The following is a 17,383-nucleotide window of genomic DNA, read 5'->3' as shown; positions in this document are numbered from 1 at the left end:
CAAAAATAAAAAGTGATGCCATGAATTTGAATGAGCCCATCAACGCCCACCGCGTCGGCCAGGCAGTCGGCAACTATCGCTGGACCATCTGCGCGATGTTGTTCTTTGCCACCACCGTCAATTACCTCGACCGCCAGGTGCTCAGCCTCTTGGCGCCGCAACTGTCGACGCAATTTGGCTGGAGCAACACCGATTACGCCAACATCGCTGCGGTGTTCCAGTTCGTTTATGCGATTGCCATGCTGTTTGCCGGGCGGTTTGTCGACAAGATCGGCACCAAGGCGGCCTATGTGGTGGCGATTGCCATCTGGTCCACCGGCGCGATCATGCATGCGTTCTCGGTGCCGATGGGCGCGGGGATTGCCTCGCTCAGCGCCGCCATCGGCCTGGCGGTGATTCCGGTATCGATTGCTGGCTTTATGCTCTCCCGCGCCGTGCTGGCGATTGGCGAGGCGGGCAACTTCCCCATCGCGATCAAGGCTACTGCGGAATATTTCCCGAAAAAAGAACGCTCCCTGGCCACCGGCATCTTCAACTCCGGCGCCAACGTGGGTGCAATCCTCGCGCCGATCTGTGTGCCGCTGATTGCCGGCATGTGGGGCTGGGAAGCCGCGTTTATCGTGATCGGCATGCTCGGGTTTGTGTGGGTGGCGGTGTGGTCGATGCTCTATGAGAAACCGGAGCAGCAAAAGCGCTTGTCCGCCGAAGAACTCGCCTACATTCGCAGTGACCAGACCGTACAGCCTTTCGCGCCTGAGCCTGTGGGGGCGACGCCGAAAAAAGTCTCGTGGTTCAAGCTGCTGACCTACCGCCAGACCTGGGCGTTCGCCTTCGGCAAGTTCATGACCGACGGCGTGTGGTGGTTTTTCCTGTTCTGGCTGCCCACGTACCTGTCGGCGCAATACAACATGAAAGGCGCGGATATCGTGATGCCGTTGGCCGTGCTGTACAGCATGACCATGGTCGGCAGTATCGGCGGCGGCTGGTTCCCCAGCTACTTTATGGCGCGCGGTGATGCCCCGTATGACGGCCGCATGAAAGCCATGCTGGTGATCGCGCTGTTCCCTCTGGTGGTGCTGTTGGCGCAACCGTTCGGTTACCTGAGCTTCTGGGTGCCGGTGTTGTTGATCGGCGTGGGCGCCTCGGCGCACCAGGCGTGGTCGTGCAACATTTTCACTACCGTGTCGGATATGTTCCCGCAAAAAACCGTGGCATCGGTGGTCGGCATCGGCGGTATGGCGGGCGGCCTGGGCGGTGTAGTGATGACCAAGATCGGTGGCTGGGTGTTCGACTACTACAAGTCCATCAACGACATTCACACCGGCTATATGATCATGTTTGCGATCTGTGCCCTGGCCTACCTCGTGGCGTGGAGCGTGATGAAAGCGCTGGTGCCGCGGCATAAGGAAATCACTGACCTGTAAACCCGTCCCCTGTGGCGAGGGAGCTTGCTCCCGTTGGACTGCGTAGCAGTCCCATGCTCTTGAAGCAAAGAGCAGGGGCCGCTTCGCAGCCCAGCGGGAGCAAGCTCCCTCGCCACAGTGGCAAGGTTCAACGGCGGTTACCGATTGCGCGTCACCCGCCAAACGGTGTTGGCCAAGTCGTCAGCAATGATCAGCGCCCCTTTGGGGTCGACCGTCACGCCCACCGGGCGGCCACGGGTCTTGCCGTCGTCGCCACGGAAACCGGTGGCGAAATCAATCGGTTCGCCAGCCGGCTTGCCGTTGCTGAACGGTACGAAGATCACCTTGTAGCCCACCGGGTTGTCGCGGTTCCAGCTGCCGTGTTCGCCGACAAACACGCCGTCGGCGAATTGTTCACCCATGGCCGGTATCGAAAAATCCACGCCGAGTGCCGCAACATGGGAGCCCAGGCTGTAATCCGGCTTGATCGCGGCCGCCACTTTCAGTGGGTTCTGCGGTTGCGCGCGGGGGTCGACGTTCTGGCCCCAGTAGCTGTAGGGCCAGCCGTAGAAGGCGCCTTCGCGCACTGAGGTGAGGTAGTCCGGCACCAGGTCGGGGCCGAGTTCATCGCGTTCGTTGACCACCGTCCACAATTGCCCCGAGCCCGGCTGAATGGTCAGTGCGGTCGGATTGCGCAGGCCGGTGGCATAGGGCTTGCGCGCGCCGGTGGCTGCGTCGATCTGCCAGACCATGGCGCGGTCGATTTCCACTTCCATGCCGCGCTCGGTGATGTTGCTGTTGGAGCCGATGCCCACATAGAGCTGGCGCCCGTCTTCGCTGACGGCCAGGGATTTGGTCCAGTGATGGTTGATCTGCGCCGGCAGGTCGGTGATTTTGGTCGGCGCGCCGCTGGCTTGGGTCTGGCCGTCGGTATAGTCGAAGCGCACCAGGGCATCCTGGTTGGCCACGTACAGCTTGCCGTCGGCGAAAGCCAGGCCATAGGGCGCGTTGAGGTTGTCGGCAAACACGGTCTTGAGCTCGTAGTTGCCGTCACCGTCGGCATCGCGCAGCAACGTGATGCGGTTGCCACCCTTGACCTTGGTGTTGCCCTGAGCCTTGATCACGCTGGCGATTACATCTTTGGGCTTGAGCTTGGCCGCACTGCCGCCACGGCCTTCGGCGACGAGGATATCGCCATTGGGCAGCACCAGGGTTTGCCGAGGAATGGCCAGGTCGGTGGCGATGGCCGTGACGCTGTAGCCTTGCGGCACCGTGGGTTTTTGCTCGCCCCAGGGTGTCGGCTCGGCAATCTTCATGCTCGGCAGCAGGCTGCTTTGTTGCTCGGGCAGTTTGGGATCGGGACCGCGTGCCTGGGTTTTGTCGCCGGCGTCGCCACACGCGCTCAGCAACAGCGCTGCGCTCAGTAAGGTCAGCGTATTGAGTGGGTTCATTTGGCAGCTCCCGAGCGCAGGTTGGTCAGGCCGACCCATGTGGCAACAATCGCCAGAACCGTCACGATCACCGACAGTACCAGGCCAACAGGCATCATGGCGTAGGCGTCCTTGGCATGTTGGAAGGCGTTGACCAGCCCGAGTCCCCAGGTGATCAGTAACAGCAGGAAGTACGCGGCGGGGCGTCCGCCTTTATGCTCGGCGCGCACCAGGTTGACCAGCGCGAACAACAATGCAAAGCCACAAAACACCAAGGCACCGGCGATCAGCCAGGACGCGAAGTTGGCCCATTGGATCTGATAGGTCTGGCCGTAGGCGATGTCACTGAGCAACGCACCGAGAAACAGCGGCACGGTGCCGGCCAACAGGGTCGAGTGCAGCGGGCCAGGCCTGACGAGTGGGTAGGCGGGAAGGGTGGTCATGGGGTCGCGGCTCCTTGTTTTATCCAACGCCCCGGGTCGGGGCAGCGCATAGGGAAGGAGCGTAGAGCCTGGCGGATAGTTCAGCGCAATTCGTGTCGAAATATTATTTCAGGGTTTGACAGCGCCTCAACGGGTCCACACATAGCGCACCTCTTCCAGCGTCACGCCACCGCGCACCAGCGTGCGACGGCTACCCGGGTCTTCAGTGCCGCCAAAGCGTGTATAGAAACGTACGGCTCTTTGGTTGGCGGCTAAAACCCATAAGGAAATGCGTTTATAACCCTGTTCAACCAAACGTTGGAAACCCGCCTGCCACAATTGCTCGCCGATGCCGTGACCCCAGTAGTCCGCCAACACGTAGATAGCCATGACCTCTCCCGATGCGACCTCAGGCGTGTCCGTATCCCGGCAAAGGCCCAGCGACAGCCAGCCGATAACGTTGCCATCCACTTCGGCGACTAATACGCCAGCGTCTTGACTTTCAATCAAGCGCGCCCAGTTAGCCTCTTTCTGCGGCAGTGTTGTGCTCAGCGAGGCCAGAAAATCTGCTGGCATCAGGTCTACATAAGCCTGTTGCCAACTGCTCACATGCACCTGAGCGATGTGCTTGGCGTCCTTGGGCAATGCATCACGAATCATAACCATCCCTTGTCGTTAATTTGTCGAAACCAGGGTGCCCATTCACTGTTACAGAATAGGTTCTCATTATGCAGAGCCCTGAAAACTGGCATGCTTCAGGGCCTGACAAAAGGAACCGTGTCCATGCCAACCCTGCACCTGCTGTGCGGCAAGATCGCCTCCGGCAAATCCACCCTGGCCAACACTTTGGCCGCTGAACACGCCGCCATCCTGTTGAGCGAAGACCATTGGCTCGCCACACTTTACCCCGGCGAAGTCCTCTCGATTGCCGATTACGTGAGCTGCGCCCAGCGTATTCGGGGTGTGCTCGGGCCGTTGGTGATCAACGTGCTGCGATCGGGCATCAACGTGGTGTTGGACTTCCCGGCCAATACGCTGGCTAATCGCGAGTGGCTGCTGAGCTTGGCCCAGGCTGCGCAAGTGCCGCACTGCCTGCACTATCTGGAGCTGGATGACGCCACCTGCCGCAGCCGTTTACAGGCGCGCAATGCCCAGGGCGAGCATGATTTCGCCGCCACCGACGCCGAGTTTGACCTGATCACCCGCCATTTCTGTGTGCCGAGTGAGGCGGAAGGCCTGGTGATCGAGGTGCATCACCCATGAGTACGGTGACCGGTGTGGATGCCCAGGGCTGTGTGCTGACGCTGGGCAATGCCGCCTTCCAGCCTGAGTTTGAGCCGCTGCTGGCGGATGTCATCGCCAGCCTCTCCCAGTCCGGGCTGGACGGCATTTATGTGTATGGCAGTGTCGCCAGGGGCGAAGCCAGTCCGGGTGAGTCAGACCTGGACCTTAGCCTGATTCTGCTCGAACCGCCGGATGCACAGGTATTGGCACACTTGGAAACGCTGCGCCAGGCGCTGGAGCAACGCCACCCGGAGGTCACCAAGATTGACTTCGATATCGGCCACCGCGCCGAAGTGCTGGCGCCCGAAAACGCAAATAAATGGGGTTTCTGGCTCAAGCATCATTGCCGTTGTGTGTGGGGCGAGGATCTTTCGCTGCGCTTTGAACGCTTCCAGCCTTCGCGCGAAATCGCCCTGGCGTTGAATGGTGATTTTGAATCCGTGTTGAGCGGCTATCTCAACCTCATCCATCAGGCCAATACCCCAACCGAGCGCCTGCGGCTGCAACGCGAAGCGGCTCGCAAGCTGATTCGAGCGACCAACATATTGCGCGGCCCCGACGCGCCCTGGCCGTACACCCTCGAAGAGCACGTTGCCTTGTTCGTACAGCATCACCCCGCGATGCGCATCCAGATCGCGTATTTCCTGTTCGAGGCGCGCAACCCGAGTGCCGGGGGCGAGCCCTTCAGCGTGCGACTGCAAACCTTTATCGAGTGGATGGTTTCACAGCAGGTATAGACAGCAGGTATAGATAGGTAATTTGGCACTCAGGCTCACTTTACCTACGCTGCGCACATCAGGATTTAAAACGCCCGACCAAGCCATTCAGCTCCTGCGACAGGCTCGATAACCGCCCCGAATCATCCTGCGCAGCATTGGCCAGGCTCTCCACCAACCTTGCCTCGTCATAGATCTGCTGGATATGGCGGTTGATCTCTTCGGCCACGCTGTGTTGTTCCTCGGCGGCGGCGGAAATCTGCAGGTTCTGGTCGCGGATCTCGTTTACCGACAACTGGATGCCCTCGAAACTGTCCCGCGCGTTTTCGATGGACGACACGCTGGCGCGGGACAGGTCCAGGCAACTGCTCATCTTCTGGGTGACTTCTTCGGTCTTGCTGCCGAGGGTGCCGAGCAACTGCTCGATCTCGCCGGTGGAGTCGGAGGTGCGCTTGGCCAGCGCGCGCACTTCGTCGGCCACCACTGCAAAACCACGGCCCTGATCACCGGCGCGGGCGGCTTCGATGGCGGCGTTGAGGGCCAGCAGGTTGGTCTGCTCGGCGATGGCGCGAATGGTGCCGAGGATCTGGTTGATGCTGCGGCTGCCGGCTTCCAGCTCGACCATGGCCTGGGATGACTCGGTCAGGCGGCGGCCCAGGCGGTTGACGTTATCGGTGGTGACTTCGATCTGCTGTTTGCCTTCGGCCACACGGCGATGGCCGTTCTCGGCCGACTCCGCCGCGCCGCTGCACGAGCGTGCGACTTCGTTGGCGGTGGCGACCATTTCATTGAACGCGGTAGACACCAATTCCACCGCCTCACGCTGGCGCCCGGCGGCTTCGTTCATGTTGTGTGCCACTTCACTGTTGACCCGTGACGCGTCCTGAAGATTGGTGGAGGCCGCGCCAATATGCTGGATCAGTTGACGGATTGCGGCGAGGAATTTATTGAACCAGCCCGCCAGCTCGGCAGTTTCATCCTTGCCCTGTACTTGCAGCTCATGGCGCAAATCGCCTTCACCCTGGGCGATGGACTGCAAGCCGGTGCTGACCTGGCCGATCGGTTTGACGATCACCTTGGAAAACGCCGCGGCGATCAGCCCGAAGATCAGCACCAGCACGGCCACGATAGCCGTGGTCAGGTAAGTCATGCGCGTCGCCGCTGCCATGACTTCGTTGTATTCGATCAGCCCCACATACCGCCAGCCCAGGCCCGGCGAGGTCCACACGTTGGCCATGTAGCGCACGCCGTCGATGACCACCTCGGTTGAGCCCTGGGGCGTCTCGGCCAAGTACGCATACGGCGCGCCGAGGTCCTTGAGCGGCTTGAAGTTGTGCGCGGCGTTGCGCGGGTCGACCAGCACCACGCCGTCTTCGATCAACATCACGTAGCCGCTTTCACCCAGCTTGATGCTTTTGAGCAATTCGGTGAGGTTCTTCAGCGACACGCTGACCACGAACACGCCCTTGGCCTTGCCGCTGCTGTCGAGCAGCGCACGTGCGGTGCCCACCAGCGCCACATCATCCTTGTCATAATAGTAAGCGGGTGTGCGCACGGTCTTGTTGGGGCTGGCCATGGCAGCCTTGTACCAGGGGCGGGTGCGCGGGTCGTATTTGGCCAGTTGTGGGTCATCGGGCCATTTGGCGTAGGTGCCGTCTTCGAGGCCAATGGACAGAATCGCAGCGGAAGGGTGGGTGGCGCCAAAACGGGCAAACTGGTCGATTACCTGCTGCGCCTGGGCGGGCATTGGCTGGCTCGCGGCGTTTGCAGGCTGATAATCCTTTAGGGTGTTCACTGAAGTGTATACAGGATCAGCAGACATTTGATCGACGTTCTGCAAGGTGCCGTCGAAGAATTGCCGGATATTGCCATCGATCTGACGTATTTCGCGGGTGCTGCCATCAATAAACTGATCGACTGCCTGAGTCCGCGTGTTCATGACGGAGATAACTGCAACCAGGCTAACCGGGATAAAGGCGACAGAGACGAACGCGAGGACGAGCTTGTTTTTTATTTTCATCGAGACGACCACCGGGCGAAGAGGCGATTTGATATCACTGACTGTCTCGGCCCGAGGGTTATAAAGCTTTAGCTTTATTTTGTGTACAACAACAATTGATTTTGTCCTGAGAAATTAACCTGCCGGAAGGCGCACTTGGATTAACCCTTGATTGCCTTCAAGGCCGCCTTCAGGCCGGCGGTCGCGCTGGTCAGCGGTGTTGGCCCTGCCGTCACGAGAACAGCGGCCCCGCCCATGGAGGCCTGAGCCAGCGCAATCACGGATGCGCCATCGATATAGGCCTGATCGGCCGCCTTGGCGATGGTCGACAGGTAGCCATCAATATCGCCCGCCTTGAACAGCGCCCAGGCGCCTGGAACCAGCTGCACGTCAACGGTTGCGTCTGAGTGCAACGCTGCGCGGTGGAACAGGCTCGAGGTGGGGGCGAGGGTGGTTTCGACGGCGCATAACACCACAACCTTGCCGCCTGCTTGAACGGCTGTGAGAGCGAGGGCTTGGTCCGTCCTGAGGATGGATGACTGGGTACACTCGTCAAGCTCATCAACCGATGGCCCCAACGTCGAGCAGGTGAGTACCACGACGTCAGCGTGTTGAGCGAGTGAAAGTAATGCGTTGGCGGTTGAGGCCGCAATTTCAGGCGTGAGATTACCCATTTCTTCCGCCGCAGCCAGAAGGTCGGTACGCACTTCGTGCTGCAAAACGGCGGGTGCGATCCCCAGTGCTTGTGCGGCTGCGTCAAAGACTGCAATGTTGCTGGCTGCGGTATGAAGACAGGTGATTCGCATAGGGGGTCGCCAGGTTGGAAGTACTGAGCCCCACAGTGTTATCACAGTTAAGATGCCGTCGACATCTTCTCATTAAGGACAATGCATGCCACTGATCACGGAACGTGTAGCGCTGGCCCGCAACGGCGCCAACGATAAGGTTATTTGCCGCATGGCCTCAGGCTGGGCGGTGATGGGCGATGTGCAGTTCTTGCCGGGCTATTGTTTGTTGTTGCCCGACCCGGTGGTTGCCAGCCTCAATGATCTGGATGCCGAGGCGCGTGCAATCTACCTGCTCGATATGGCGCGCCTTGGCGATGCCGTGCTGGCGGCTACCGGTGCCCTGCGCATGAACTACGAGATTCTGGGCAACTCGGAACCGGAGTTGCATTGCCATATTTTCCCGCGTTACGCCTCGGAGCCGGAGGACAAACGCAAGATGCCGGTGTGGTTCTACGACTGGAAAACCGCCATACCTTACGCTGAAGATCAACACGGTGAGTTGCGCAATACGATCGCGCAGTTACTCAAATCCGCCATGGAAGCTGGATGATGCATAGAAATAATCTGGTCCCGGAATTGATGGTGACCGACCTGAACCGCAGCCTTGAGTTCTGGGTCGGTTGTCTGGGGTTCACGGTGGCTTATCAGCGCCTGGAAGACGGCTTCGCGTATCTTGACCTGGACGGAGCCCAGGTGATGCTTGAACAAGTCGACCCACTCGCCAGTCAATGGCTCACGGGGGCGTTGGAACGGCCATTCGGGCGCGGCATGAACCTGCAAATTGATGTCGTGGCGGTACATCCGGTTATTCAACGGCTGGAGAGGGCGGCCTATCCCGTGTTCAAGGCCTGCAAAGACGTGTGGTACCGGGCAGGCGAGGTCGAGGTTGGGCAGCGCGAGTTTCTGGTACAGGACCCGGATGGTTATCTGGTAAGACTGGTAGAGCGGCTTGGTGAAAGGAAGAGAGACAATGCGTGAGCGCAAGGCGGCACGCCTTTTGGTGATCAGCCCGGCTCGAAAAGTGCTGCTGTTCCGGTTCGTCCACAAGGACGGGGCACTGGCCGGCAGGAATTACTGGGCGACGCCCGGCGGCGGTGTTGAAGCCGGGGAAACCTTTCACACCGCTGCGATCCGTGAGCTGCGCGAAGAGACCGGCATTGTGGTCAGTGACGTACAAGCGCCGGTAGCAGATCGCCGATTTGAGCTGATGCTACCCAGTGGTGAAACGGTGTTGGCCATTGAGCAGTACTTTGTTGTGCAGGCGCAAAACGAGCACCTGTCGCGAGACGAATGGACAGTGCAAGAAACCCAGGTCATGGCGGATCACCATTGGTGGTCCACCGAGGCGCTGCATTCAACGGCAGACACGGTATGGCCAGAAGGGCTTATCGACATGCTCGCGCAGGCAGGCGTTTTTTAAAGCATGGCCAGGATATCGGCAGTGGCTGTGACCCTGGCGTAATCCATCGCCAGGTTGCTGAGCGACAGTGCATGCACATCCTCGGCAGGCCAGAGGCGGCCCGATAAATCGGCTTGATCAAAGGTGTAGCAGGCGTCCGCCGCCACTGTTACCTCAAAACCCAGGTTGCCGCCGGAGCGCGCCGTAGACTCGACAGAGTTGTTGGTGATCACCCCAACGATCACCAATTGCCGGATCCCACGCACATGCAGCCAACGCTCCAGGCCGCTGGCGGCGAACGCATCCGGGACGTTTTTTTCCACCACATGCTCATGCTTGAGCGGTGCCAGTGCCGGCTGGAACTCACAGCCCGGTTGGCCCGGCCAAAACACCGAGCCTTCGCTGCGGGACATGTGCCGCACATGCACCACGGGGCGATTGGACTGCCGCCATGCCTGTAGCAGGTGCTGTATCTGCACCTCGGCGTCGGGGTTATTGCGGCGCCCCAGCGTGGGGTCATTCATGCCTTGCTGCATGTCGATGATCAACAACGCGGCGTTTGTGGCTAGCGGTTCCATGGCACATCCTTTAGCTGGATCAGGCGCGAAACATAGCAGCGATTGGGCGTGCTTAAACAGGTCTATTGTTCGAAGCTCATTTGCACGATGCACATCGATCCAAAGTGGGAGCTGGCTTGCCTGCGATAGCGGTCTATCAGTGCATAAATCTGTTACTGACCCACCGCCATCGCAGGCAAGCCAGCTCCCACAGTCGCCGATACTCCCATCGAGCGCTGGTGCCTTCAATCACCGTGTGAACCTTCCGCTACGGCGTTGTTAAACAATCAAGGCCGATTGAGTGTATTCACATAAGCACTGAACATAGCGGCCATGCCATCGGCATACACCTCGATTTCGGCAGCGGTTCGCGGGCTGAAGGAAAAGTCCTTGCCCACGCAACCCAGCGTGCTCCGGATCAGGTCGCACGCCAGTGCGCGGGTTGCGTCGGGCACCTCGGGCAGCAACTCGTGCATGAATGTCTCAAAGGCTTGCCGGCCGGCTGCGCGCACCTGCACCGCTTCCGGCGCATCGCGGTACAGCGGCGCCGCGTCGTGGAGCGCTCCGCGCATCAGCGCCTCCTCGCACTCGGAATGGATAAATGCATGCACCAAGGTACGCAGGCGGGTCAGCGGCGCTACGGCGGTTTTTTCGAGGATGTCGCGCAGCATCTGGGTGGTCTGCTGCCATTCATCACTTTGCAACCGAAACAGGATCGCGGCCTTGTTGGGAAAGTATTGATACACCGAGCCGACACTCACGCCGGCTTTTTCCGCGACCCGCGCGGTGGTGAAACGCGTGGCGCCTTCCTTGGCCAAAACCTGAATAGCGGCTTCGAGAATCGCCGCCACCAGCTCGGTGGAGCGAGCCTGTTGTGGCTGTTTGCGCGAGGCAATACGGGCAGTCTGGCGGGTGGTCATTTGGGGCTCCGAGCGCTGGGCGAACGCGAATAGCGAAGGCGAGGAATCACTTGCATACTTTTAATGCGACGAATTAGTCGCATCTTAGTCCCCCTCCGACGGAAATCAATCATGACCACCCTGACTACCGCGCCTCTTGCAGCCTTGATCGAACGCCTCTACAAGCAAGCCGATGCGGCGACCAGCCCGCTCATCGACACTGTGTCGCCGCAGGAACGCAACCGGCTGATGCACAGCAAAACCGAATACCTGGAGCTTTACACGATGCTCAAGGACTTGTGGCTGCCCGTCTCGCGTGACACCGGCAACCTGCTCTACATGCTGGCCCGCAGCAGCCATGCAAAAGCTATTGTCGAGTTCGGCACCTCGTTCGGGTTGTCCACCTTGTTCCTGGCTGCCGCACTGCGCGACAACGGCGGCGGCGTGTTGATCGGCAGCGAATTCGAACCGTCAAAGATTGCCCTGGCGCGCGAACATTTCATCGAAGGTGGCGTCAGCGACCTGATCGAGGTACGTGAAGGCGACGCGCTGGTCTCATTGGCTGCAAACCTGCCGCAAACGGTCGACCTGCTGCTGCTCGATGGCGCCAAGTCGCTGTATGGCGATGTGTTGAACCTGGTAGAGAAGCACCTGCGGCCGGGCGCGCTGGTGGTGGCTGACAACACCAACTACTGCCCTGAATACCTGGCGCACGTGCGCGAACCAGGGAACGGCTATCTGTCGGTGCCGTTTGCCGATGATATCGAACTGTCGATCCGCCTCGGCTAAGGTTCAGCGCTTGCTCAATGCCAAGCGCGCGGCGAACAACACGAAGATCATGCCGGTGGTGCGGTCCATCCACCGGATCACCTTTTCCCTGCGCAGGAAACCGGACAGCGGCCGGGTGGCGCCAATCAGCAGCAGTGACCACAGCAGGCCCAGCAGCACATGAATGCTGACCAGGCCAAAGGTCCAGGCAATCAGCGGCTGGCCTTGGGGGATGAATTGCGGCAGGAAGGACACGTAGAAGATGCCCACTTTGGGGTTCAGCACATTGCCCAACATGCCCTTGAGGAACCAGTTGCCGCCCGGTTTGCCCTCGGCTTTGGCGGGTGACAGTGAGCGGCGTGGGCGCACCAACATGTTCAGGCCCAGCCACGCGAGATAAGCCGCGCCGCAATATTTGAGCAGGTTGTACGCCAGCTCCGACACTGCAATCAAAGCGCCCAGGCCAAAGGCCACGGCCGCGCCCCACAGCAAGCAACCGGCGTTGATGCCGAAGGTGGCGTGCAGCGCCTGGCGTTTGCCTTCGACTGTGGCGGTGCGCAGCACCAGCGCGGTATCCAGCCCCGGCGTGAGCGTGAGCAGGGTGGCGGCGAAGGTAAAGGCGAGGAGGTTATCGGTAATGGACATGGGCCGATGGCTCAAAGTGTGGTGGGTGGACGTTAGCACCGATCGGCAGCCGATTCGCAAAACCCTGAGACTTCCCGGCGAAAATCTTCATAATGGCGGCCAATTTGTTTAGCTCGTTATTCTGGTGTGCCCGCATGGAAATTAAGGTCAACTTTCTCGACAACCTTCGGCTTGAAGCCAAGTTCGATGACTTCACGGTGATTGCCGACCAGCCGATTCGCTACAAAGGCGACGGTTCGGCCCCGGGTCCGTTCGATTACTTCCTGGCTTCGTCGGCGTTGTGCGCGGCGTACTTTGTGAAGCTGTACTGCGCAACACGCAATATTCCCACCGAGAATATTCGCCTGTCACAGAACAACATCGTTGATCCGGAAAACCGCTACAACCAGATCTTCAAGATCCAGGTCGAGTTGCCAGCGGACATCTCCGACAAGGACCGCCAGGGCATCCTGCGTTCCATCGACCGCTGCACCGTGAAGAAAGTCGTGCAGGCCGGGCCGGAATTTGTGATCGAGGAAGTGGAAAACCTCGACGCGGATGCGCAGGCATTGTTGATGCCCAATTCCACCTCCGAGGCGGGCACCTACATCGCCGGCAAGGACCTGCCGCTGGAGCAGACCATCGCCAACATGTCCGGCATTCTCGCCGGCCTGGGCATGAAGATTGAAATCGCCTCGTGGCGCAATATCGTGCCCAACGTGTGGTCGTTGCATATCCGCGACGCACACTCGCCGATGTGTTTCACCAACGGCAAGGGCGCAACGAAGGAAGGCGCATTGGCGTCTGCCCTGGGCGAGTTTATCGAACGGCTGAACTGCAACTTCTTCTACAACGACCAGTTCTGGGGTGAGGAGCTGGCCAACGCGCCGTTCGTGCATTACCCGGACGAACGCTGGTTCCAGCCTGGGCCCAAGGACGAGCTGCCGAGTGAAATCCTCGATGCCTACTGCCTGAAGGTCTACAACCGTGAGGGCGAGCTGCGTGGCTCGCACCTGTTCGACACAAACTCGGGCAATGAAGAACGCGGGATTGTTGCGCTGCCGTTCGTGCGCCAGTCCGACGGTGAAGTGGTGTATTTCCCGTCCAACCTGATCGAAAATCTTTACCTCAGCAACGGCATGAGCGCAGGCAATACCTTGGCTGAAGCCCAGGTGCAGTGCCTGTCGGAGATTTTCGAGCGTGCGGTGAAGCGTGAAATCATCGAAGGTGAGTTCGCCTTGCCGGATGTGCCCGCAGAAGTGTTGGCCAAGTACCCCGGGATTGTCGCGGGGATCGAAGGCCTGGAGGCCCAGGGCTTCCCGGTGCTGGTCAAGGACGCGTCGCTGGGCGGCGAGTTCCCGGTGATGTGCGTCACCCTGATGAACCCGCGTACCGGCGGCGTATTCGCCTCGTTCGGCGCGCACCCGAGTATGGAAGTGGCGCTGGAACGCAGCCTCACCGAACTGCTCCAGGGCCGCAGTTTTGAAGGTTTGAATGACCTGCCGCAGCCGACCTTTGAAGGTCAGGCGGTGACCGAGCCGAACAACTTTGTCGAGCATTTTATTGACTCAAGCGGCGTGGTGTCGTGGCGCTTCTTCAGTGCGCAGTCGGACTATGAGTTCGTCGAGTGGGACTTCTCGGGCGAAGGTGAAAATTCCAACGCCGAAGAAGCCGCCACCCTGTTCGGCATTCTCGAAGGCATGGGCAAAGAGTCCTATATGGCGGTGTACGAACACCTCGGCGCCACGGCTTGCCGGATCCTGGTGCCGGACTACTCGGAAATCTACCCGGTAGACGACCTTATCTGGGACAACACCAACAAGGCGCTGTTTTTCCGTGCCGATATCCTCAACCTGCACAGCCTTGACGAGGAGGCGCTGCAGGCGTTGGTCGAGCGTCTGATCGAAAGCGAGCTGGACGATTACACCGACATCACCACCTTGATCGGCATTGAGTTCGACGACAACACGGCGTGGGGCCAGTTGACCATCCTGGAGTTGAAACTGCTGATCTTCCTGGCCTTGCAGCAATATGAGGAGGCCAAGGAGTGCGTGGAGATGTTCCTGCAATACAACGACAACACCGCTGAACGCGGCCTGTTCTACCAGGCCGTGAACGCAGTGTTGGAGATGCAGTTGGACGACGACCTGGACCTCGCCGATTACGAGGCCAACTTCCGCCGAATGTTCGGTAACGAGCGGATGGATGCGGTGATTGGTTCGGTGGACGGCTGTGTGCGGTTTTATGGCTTGACCCCGACCAGCATGAAGCTGGAAGGCCTGGATCGGCATTTGCGCTTGATCGAGAGCTATAAAAAACTGCACTCGGCGCGGGCCAACGTCACTTCAGCCTGACACAATCCCCCTTGTGAAAGCTGGCTTGTGTGGGAGCTGGCTTGCCTGCGATAGCATCACCGCGGTGCAACTGATACACCGAGGTGTCTGTATCGCAGGCAAGCCAGCTCCCACAGGCGTCTAGATCAGGGCCAGCGCCTGAGCCAGATCGGCTCTCAAATCTTCCACATCCTCAACCCCCACCGACAACCGCACCAACCCATCGCCGATCCCCAACTGCGCCCGCGTCGCCGCAGGAATGCTTGCATGGGTCATGATCGCCGGGTGTTCGATCAGGCTTTCCACGCCGCCGAGGCTTTCGGCCAGGGCGAAAATCTTCACGTTTTCCAGAAAACGTGTGGCACCCGCCAGGTCACTGTTCAAATCCACCGAAATCATCCCGCCAAACCCACGCATCTGCTTGCGCGCCAGTGCGTGCTGCGGGTGCGAGGCCAGGCCTGGGTAGTACACCCGCGACACTTGCGGCTGCTGTTCCAGCCAGGTGGCCAGGTCCAGGGCGTTGCTGCAATGGCGCTCCATGCGCAGTGCCAGGGTTTTTACCCCGCGCAGGGTCAGGAAGGCATCGAACGGGCCGGCAATCGCGCCGACCGAGTTTTGCAAAAAGCCCAGGCGCTCGGCGAGTTCCGGGTTGTGGCCGACGATGGCGATACCGCCGATCACGTCGGAGTGGCCGTTGAGGTATTTGGTGGTGGAGTGCACCACGATGTCGAAGCCCAGCTCCAGTGGGCGCTGGATCCATGGGCTGGCGAAGGTGTTATCGGCCACGCAGATGATGCCGCGATCGCGACAGATGCGCGCAATGGCGCTGAGGTCGGTGAGGCTCAGCAGCGGGTTGCTCGGGGTCTCGACCCAGACCATGCGTGTGTCGCTCTGCAGTGAGGCTTCAAAGGCCGACAGGTCGCTTAAATCGACAAAGCTGAAACGGTGCCCGGCACTGCGTTGACGCACCTTGTCGAACAGCCGGAACGTACCGCCATACAGGTCGTTGCCGGAGACAATATGCGCACCGGCATCCAGCAGTTCCAGCACAGTGGAAATCGCCGCCAACCCCGAAGCAAACGCAAACGCCGCACTGCCGCCCTCCAGGTCGGCCACGCAGCGCTCCAGGGCAAACCGCGTGGGGTTGTGGGAGCGCCCGTAATCAAACCCCTTGTGCACGCCGGGGCTGTCCTGCAAATAGGTGGAGTTGGCGTAGATCGGCGGCATCAGCGCGCCCGTGGTTGGGTCGGGGGATTGCCCGGCGTGGATCACACGGGTGGCAAACGCGCTTTTATCGGGCAGGCTCATGCAAGGGATCTCCGTAGGTGGTTAAGCAGGTCGACGCGGGTGATCAGGCCATGGAAGCCGGATGTGTCGGCAATAATCGCGACCAGGCCGCGATCCAGTTCCGCCTGCAATTGGGCCAGGCTGGCGCTGGGGGCCAGGGTTTGCAAGGTTTTGCTCATGGCGTCTGCCACCACCATGGAAAAGTGTGTGGCGTCCTGATGCAGGCCCAGCAGGATGTCGGATTCGTCGATGACGCCGACCAATTCACGGCCGTCCACCAACACCGGCAGTTGCGAGACATCCGCCAGGCGCATGCGCTGGAAGGCGGTGAGCAAGCTGTCATCGGGGCTCACGCTGATCACCCGGCCGTCTTCGAAGCGCCGCGCGATCAGGTCGCGCAGGTCGCCGTAGTGTTTGTATTGCAACAGGCCCGCGTCGTTCATCCATTGGTCGTTGTAGACCTTGGACAAGTAGCGCGTACCGGTGTCGCAGACGAAGGTGACCACACGTTTTGGCTCGGTTTGTTCGCGGCAGTAACGCAGTGCGGCGGCAAGCAGGGTGCCGGTGGATGAGCCGCCGAGGATACCTTCGGCCTTGAGTAACTGACGGGCGTGGTCGAAGCTTTCTTCATCGCTGATGGAGTAGGCATGGCGCACACTGGAGAGGTCGGCAATCGAGGGGATAAAGTCTTCGCCGATGCCTTCCACGGCCCAGGAGCCGGGCGTTTCCATTTTCCCGCTGCGGCTGTATTCGGCCATCACCGAGCCCACGGGGTCGGCCAGCACCATTTCCAGTTCGGGCTGCACGCGTTTGAAGAAGCGCGTAAGCCCGGTGAGGGTGCCGGCCGAGCCGACACCGACCACAATCGCGTCCAGATCATGCTGGGTTTGCGCCCAGATTTCCGGGGCGGTGCTGGTTTCGTGGGCCAGCGGGTTGGCGGGGTTGTTGAACTGGTCGGCGAAGAATGAACCGGGAATGTCTTTGGCCAGGCGCGCGGCCACATCCTGGTAGTACTCGGGATGGCCCTTGCCGACATCGGAACGGGTGATGTGTACTTCGGCGCCCATGGCCTTGAGGTGCAAGACCTTTTCAGTCGACATCTTGTCGGGCACCACCAGCACCACACGGTAGCCTTTGGCCCGGCCGACCAGCGCCAGGCCCAGGCCGGTGTTGCCGGCGGTGGCTTCGATAATGGTGCCGCCCGGTTGCAGGCGGCCGTCACGTTCGGCGGCGTCGATCATGGCCAGGCCGATACGGTCCTTGATCGAGCCACCGGGGTTTTGCGATTCCAACTTGAGAAACAGCGTGCAAGGGCCAGTATCGAAACGGCTGACCTTGACCAGCGGCGTGTTGCCGATCAGTTCGAGCACGGCGGGACGTGGGAGGCTGGGCATGAATTCACCTTGGTTGCGAGCAGACAGAGGTGGAGCAGCAAAGTAAAGGCGTGCCTTGGAACATAGGCCGGGATCGCGCC

Annotated in this window: 18 protein-coding genes and 1 pseudogene; 8 read left to right on the top strand and 11 right to left on the bottom strand. The window is 60.3% G+C overall.

Features of this window, described 5'->3' with window-relative positions:
• Positions 1-20 precede the first annotated feature (20 nt).
• Positions 21-1,424: an MFS transporter gene (locus ACQY47_RS01065; RefSeq protein WP_099549644.1), complete on the top strand. Its 1,404-nt coding sequence runs from the start codon at positions 21-23 to the stop codon at positions 1,422-1,424.
• A gap of 137 nt (positions 1,425-1,561) precedes the next feature.
• On the opposite strand, the gene ACQY47_RS01060 is transcribed toward ACQY47_RS01065, so the two are convergent.
• From ACQY47_RS01060 to ACQY47_RS01050, 3 genes are all read right to left on the bottom strand, one after another.
• Positions 1,562-2,854: a PQQ-dependent sugar dehydrogenase gene (locus ACQY47_RS01060; protein WP_428554806.1), complete on the bottom strand. Its 1,293-nt coding sequence runs from the start codon at positions 2,852-2,854 to the stop codon at positions 1,562-1,564.
• A complete protein-coding gene (locus ACQY47_RS01055; protein ID WP_138451243.1) occupies positions 2,851-3,276 on the bottom strand; it encodes a DUF2231 domain-containing protein in 426 nt (141 codons plus the stop codon). The genes ACQY47_RS01060 and ACQY47_RS01055 overlap by 4 nt, the downstream gene beginning before the upstream one ends.
• 126 nt (positions 3,277-3,402) lie before the next feature.
• Positions 3,403-3,915: an N-acetyltransferase family protein gene (locus ACQY47_RS01050; protein ID WP_428557405.1), complete on the bottom strand. Its 513-nt coding sequence runs from the start codon at positions 3,913-3,915 to the stop codon at positions 3,403-3,405.
• A 123-nt stretch (positions 3,916-4,038) separates the two neighbouring features.
• Between ACQY47_RS01050 and ACQY47_RS01045 the strand changes: the two genes are divergently transcribed.
• Together ACQY47_RS01045 and ACQY47_RS01040 are read left to right on the top strand one after the other, a co-directional pair.
• Positions 4,039-4,518 (top strand): AAA family ATPase, encoded by a 480-nt coding sequence (locus ACQY47_RS01045; protein WP_428554803.1) that lies wholly within the window; start codon positions 4,039-4,041, stop codon positions 4,516-4,518.
• On the top strand, positions 4,515-5,276 hold the full coding sequence (locus tag ACQY47_RS01040; protein ID WP_428554800.1) for a nucleotidyltransferase domain-containing protein: 762 nt from the start codon (positions 4,515-4,517) through the stop codon (positions 5,274-5,276). The genes ACQY47_RS01045 and ACQY47_RS01040 overlap by 4 nt, the downstream gene beginning before the upstream one ends.
• A gap of 58 nt (positions 5,277-5,334) precedes the next feature.
• Here ACQY47_RS01040 and ACQY47_RS01035 read toward each other — a convergent pair whose 3' ends face one another.
• The 3 genes and pseudogenes from ACQY47_RS01035 to ACQY47_RS01025 form a co-directional block, all read right to left on the bottom strand.
• On the bottom strand, positions 5,335-6,102 hold the full coding sequence (locus ACQY47_RS01035; protein ID WP_371919082.1) for a methyl-accepting chemotaxis protein: 768 nt from the start codon (positions 6,100-6,102) through the stop codon (positions 5,335-5,337).
• An 87-nt stretch (positions 6,103-6,189) separates the two neighbouring features.
• A pseudogene (locus ACQY47_RS01030) lies at positions 6,190-7,194 on the bottom strand (cache domain-containing protein); the annotation flags it as partial.
• A gap of 221 nt (positions 7,195-7,415) precedes the next feature.
• The gene (locus ACQY47_RS01025) at positions 7,416-8,060 is read right to left on the bottom strand and encodes an aspartate/glutamate racemase family protein (RefSeq protein WP_428554797.1); all 645 of its coding nucleotides are present in this window, start codon (positions 8,058-8,060) and stop codon (positions 7,416-7,418) included.
• Positions 8,061-8,145: 85 nt separating this feature from the next.
• On the opposite strand from ACQY47_RS01025, the gene ACQY47_RS01020 reads away from it, so the two are divergent.
• From ACQY47_RS01020 to ACQY47_RS01010, 3 genes are read left to right on the top strand one after another with little or no spacing between them, the layout of a single operon-like run.
• Positions 8,146-8,592 carry an HIT family protein gene (locus ACQY47_RS01020; protein WP_138451237.1) on the top strand — a complete coding sequence of 149 codons (447 nt, stop codon included), beginning with the start codon at positions 8,146-8,148 and terminating at the stop codon, positions 8,590-8,592.
• Positions 8,589-9,020: a bleomycin resistance protein gene (locus ACQY47_RS01015; RefSeq protein WP_236461523.1), complete on the top strand. Its 432-nt coding sequence runs from the start codon at positions 8,589-8,591 to the stop codon at positions 9,018-9,020. Before ACQY47_RS01020 ends, ACQY47_RS01015 begins: the two co-directional genes overlap by 4 nt.
• A complete protein-coding gene (locus tag ACQY47_RS01010) occupies positions 9,013-9,462 on the top strand; it encodes an NUDIX hydrolase (protein WP_428554792.1) in 450 nt (149 codons plus the stop codon). Before ACQY47_RS01015 ends, ACQY47_RS01010 begins: the two co-directional genes overlap by 8 nt.
• On the opposite strand, the gene ACQY47_RS01005 is transcribed toward ACQY47_RS01010, so the two are convergent.
• Positions 9,459-10,019: a cysteine hydrolase family protein gene (locus tag ACQY47_RS01005; protein WP_428554790.1), complete on the bottom strand. Its 561-nt coding sequence runs from the start codon at positions 10,017-10,019 to the stop codon at positions 9,459-9,461. The two genes, ACQY47_RS01010 and ACQY47_RS01005, sit on opposite strands and share 4 nt — an antisense overlap.
• A gap of 266 nt (positions 10,020-10,285) precedes the next feature.
• Positions 10,286-10,918, bottom strand: a complete 633-nt coding sequence (locus ACQY47_RS01000) for a TetR family transcriptional regulator (protein ID WP_428554787.1) — start codon at positions 10,916-10,918, stop codon at positions 10,286-10,288.
• 111 nt (positions 10,919-11,029) lie between these two features.
• On the opposite strand from ACQY47_RS01000, the gene ACQY47_RS00995 reads away from it, so the two are divergent.
• Complete coding sequence (locus ACQY47_RS00995) at positions 11,030-11,686, top strand: O-methyltransferase (RefSeq protein ID WP_428554784.1); 657 nt, start codon at positions 11,030-11,032, stop codon at positions 11,684-11,686.
• Between the two features lie 3 nt (positions 11,687-11,689).
• Here ACQY47_RS00995 and ACQY47_RS00990 read toward each other — a convergent pair whose 3' ends face one another.
• Positions 11,690-12,310, bottom strand: a complete 621-nt coding sequence (locus ACQY47_RS00990) for a LysE family translocator (RefSeq protein ID WP_017138939.1) — start codon at positions 12,308-12,310, stop codon at positions 11,690-11,692.
• Positions 12,311-12,444: 134 nt separating this feature from the next.
• Between ACQY47_RS00990 and ACQY47_RS00985 the strand changes: the two genes are divergently transcribed.
• Entirely contained in the window at positions 12,445-14,643 is a 2,199-nt protein-coding gene (locus tag ACQY47_RS00985) for an OsmC domain/YcaO domain-containing protein (RefSeq protein ID WP_099549648.1), read from the top strand.
• Positions 14,644-14,763: 120 nt separating this feature from the next.
• On the opposite strand, the gene ACQY47_RS00980 is transcribed toward ACQY47_RS00985, so the two are convergent.
• Positions 14,764-15,930: a cystathionine gamma-synthase gene (locus ACQY47_RS00980; RefSeq protein WP_099549649.1), complete on the bottom strand. Its 1,167-nt coding sequence runs from the start codon at positions 15,928-15,930 to the stop codon at positions 14,764-14,766.
• A complete protein-coding gene (locus ACQY47_RS00975; RefSeq protein ID WP_017138937.1) occupies positions 15,927-17,303 on the bottom strand; it encodes a pyridoxal-phosphate dependent enzyme in 1,377 nt (458 codons plus the stop codon). Before ACQY47_RS00975 ends, ACQY47_RS00980 begins: the two co-directional genes overlap by 4 nt.
• Positions 17,304-17,383: the final 80 nt, after the last annotated feature.

Origin of the sequence: Pseudomonas edaphica, from assembly GCF_965277385.1 — a bacterium.
Taxonomy (GTDB): domain Bacteria; phylum Pseudomonadota; class Gammaproteobacteria; order Pseudomonadales; family Pseudomonadaceae; genus Aquipseudomonas; species Aquipseudomonas edaphica.
The sequence above is the reverse complement of the archived record's forward strand: the minus strand, read 5'-3'. Positions and strand labels throughout refer to the sequence as shown.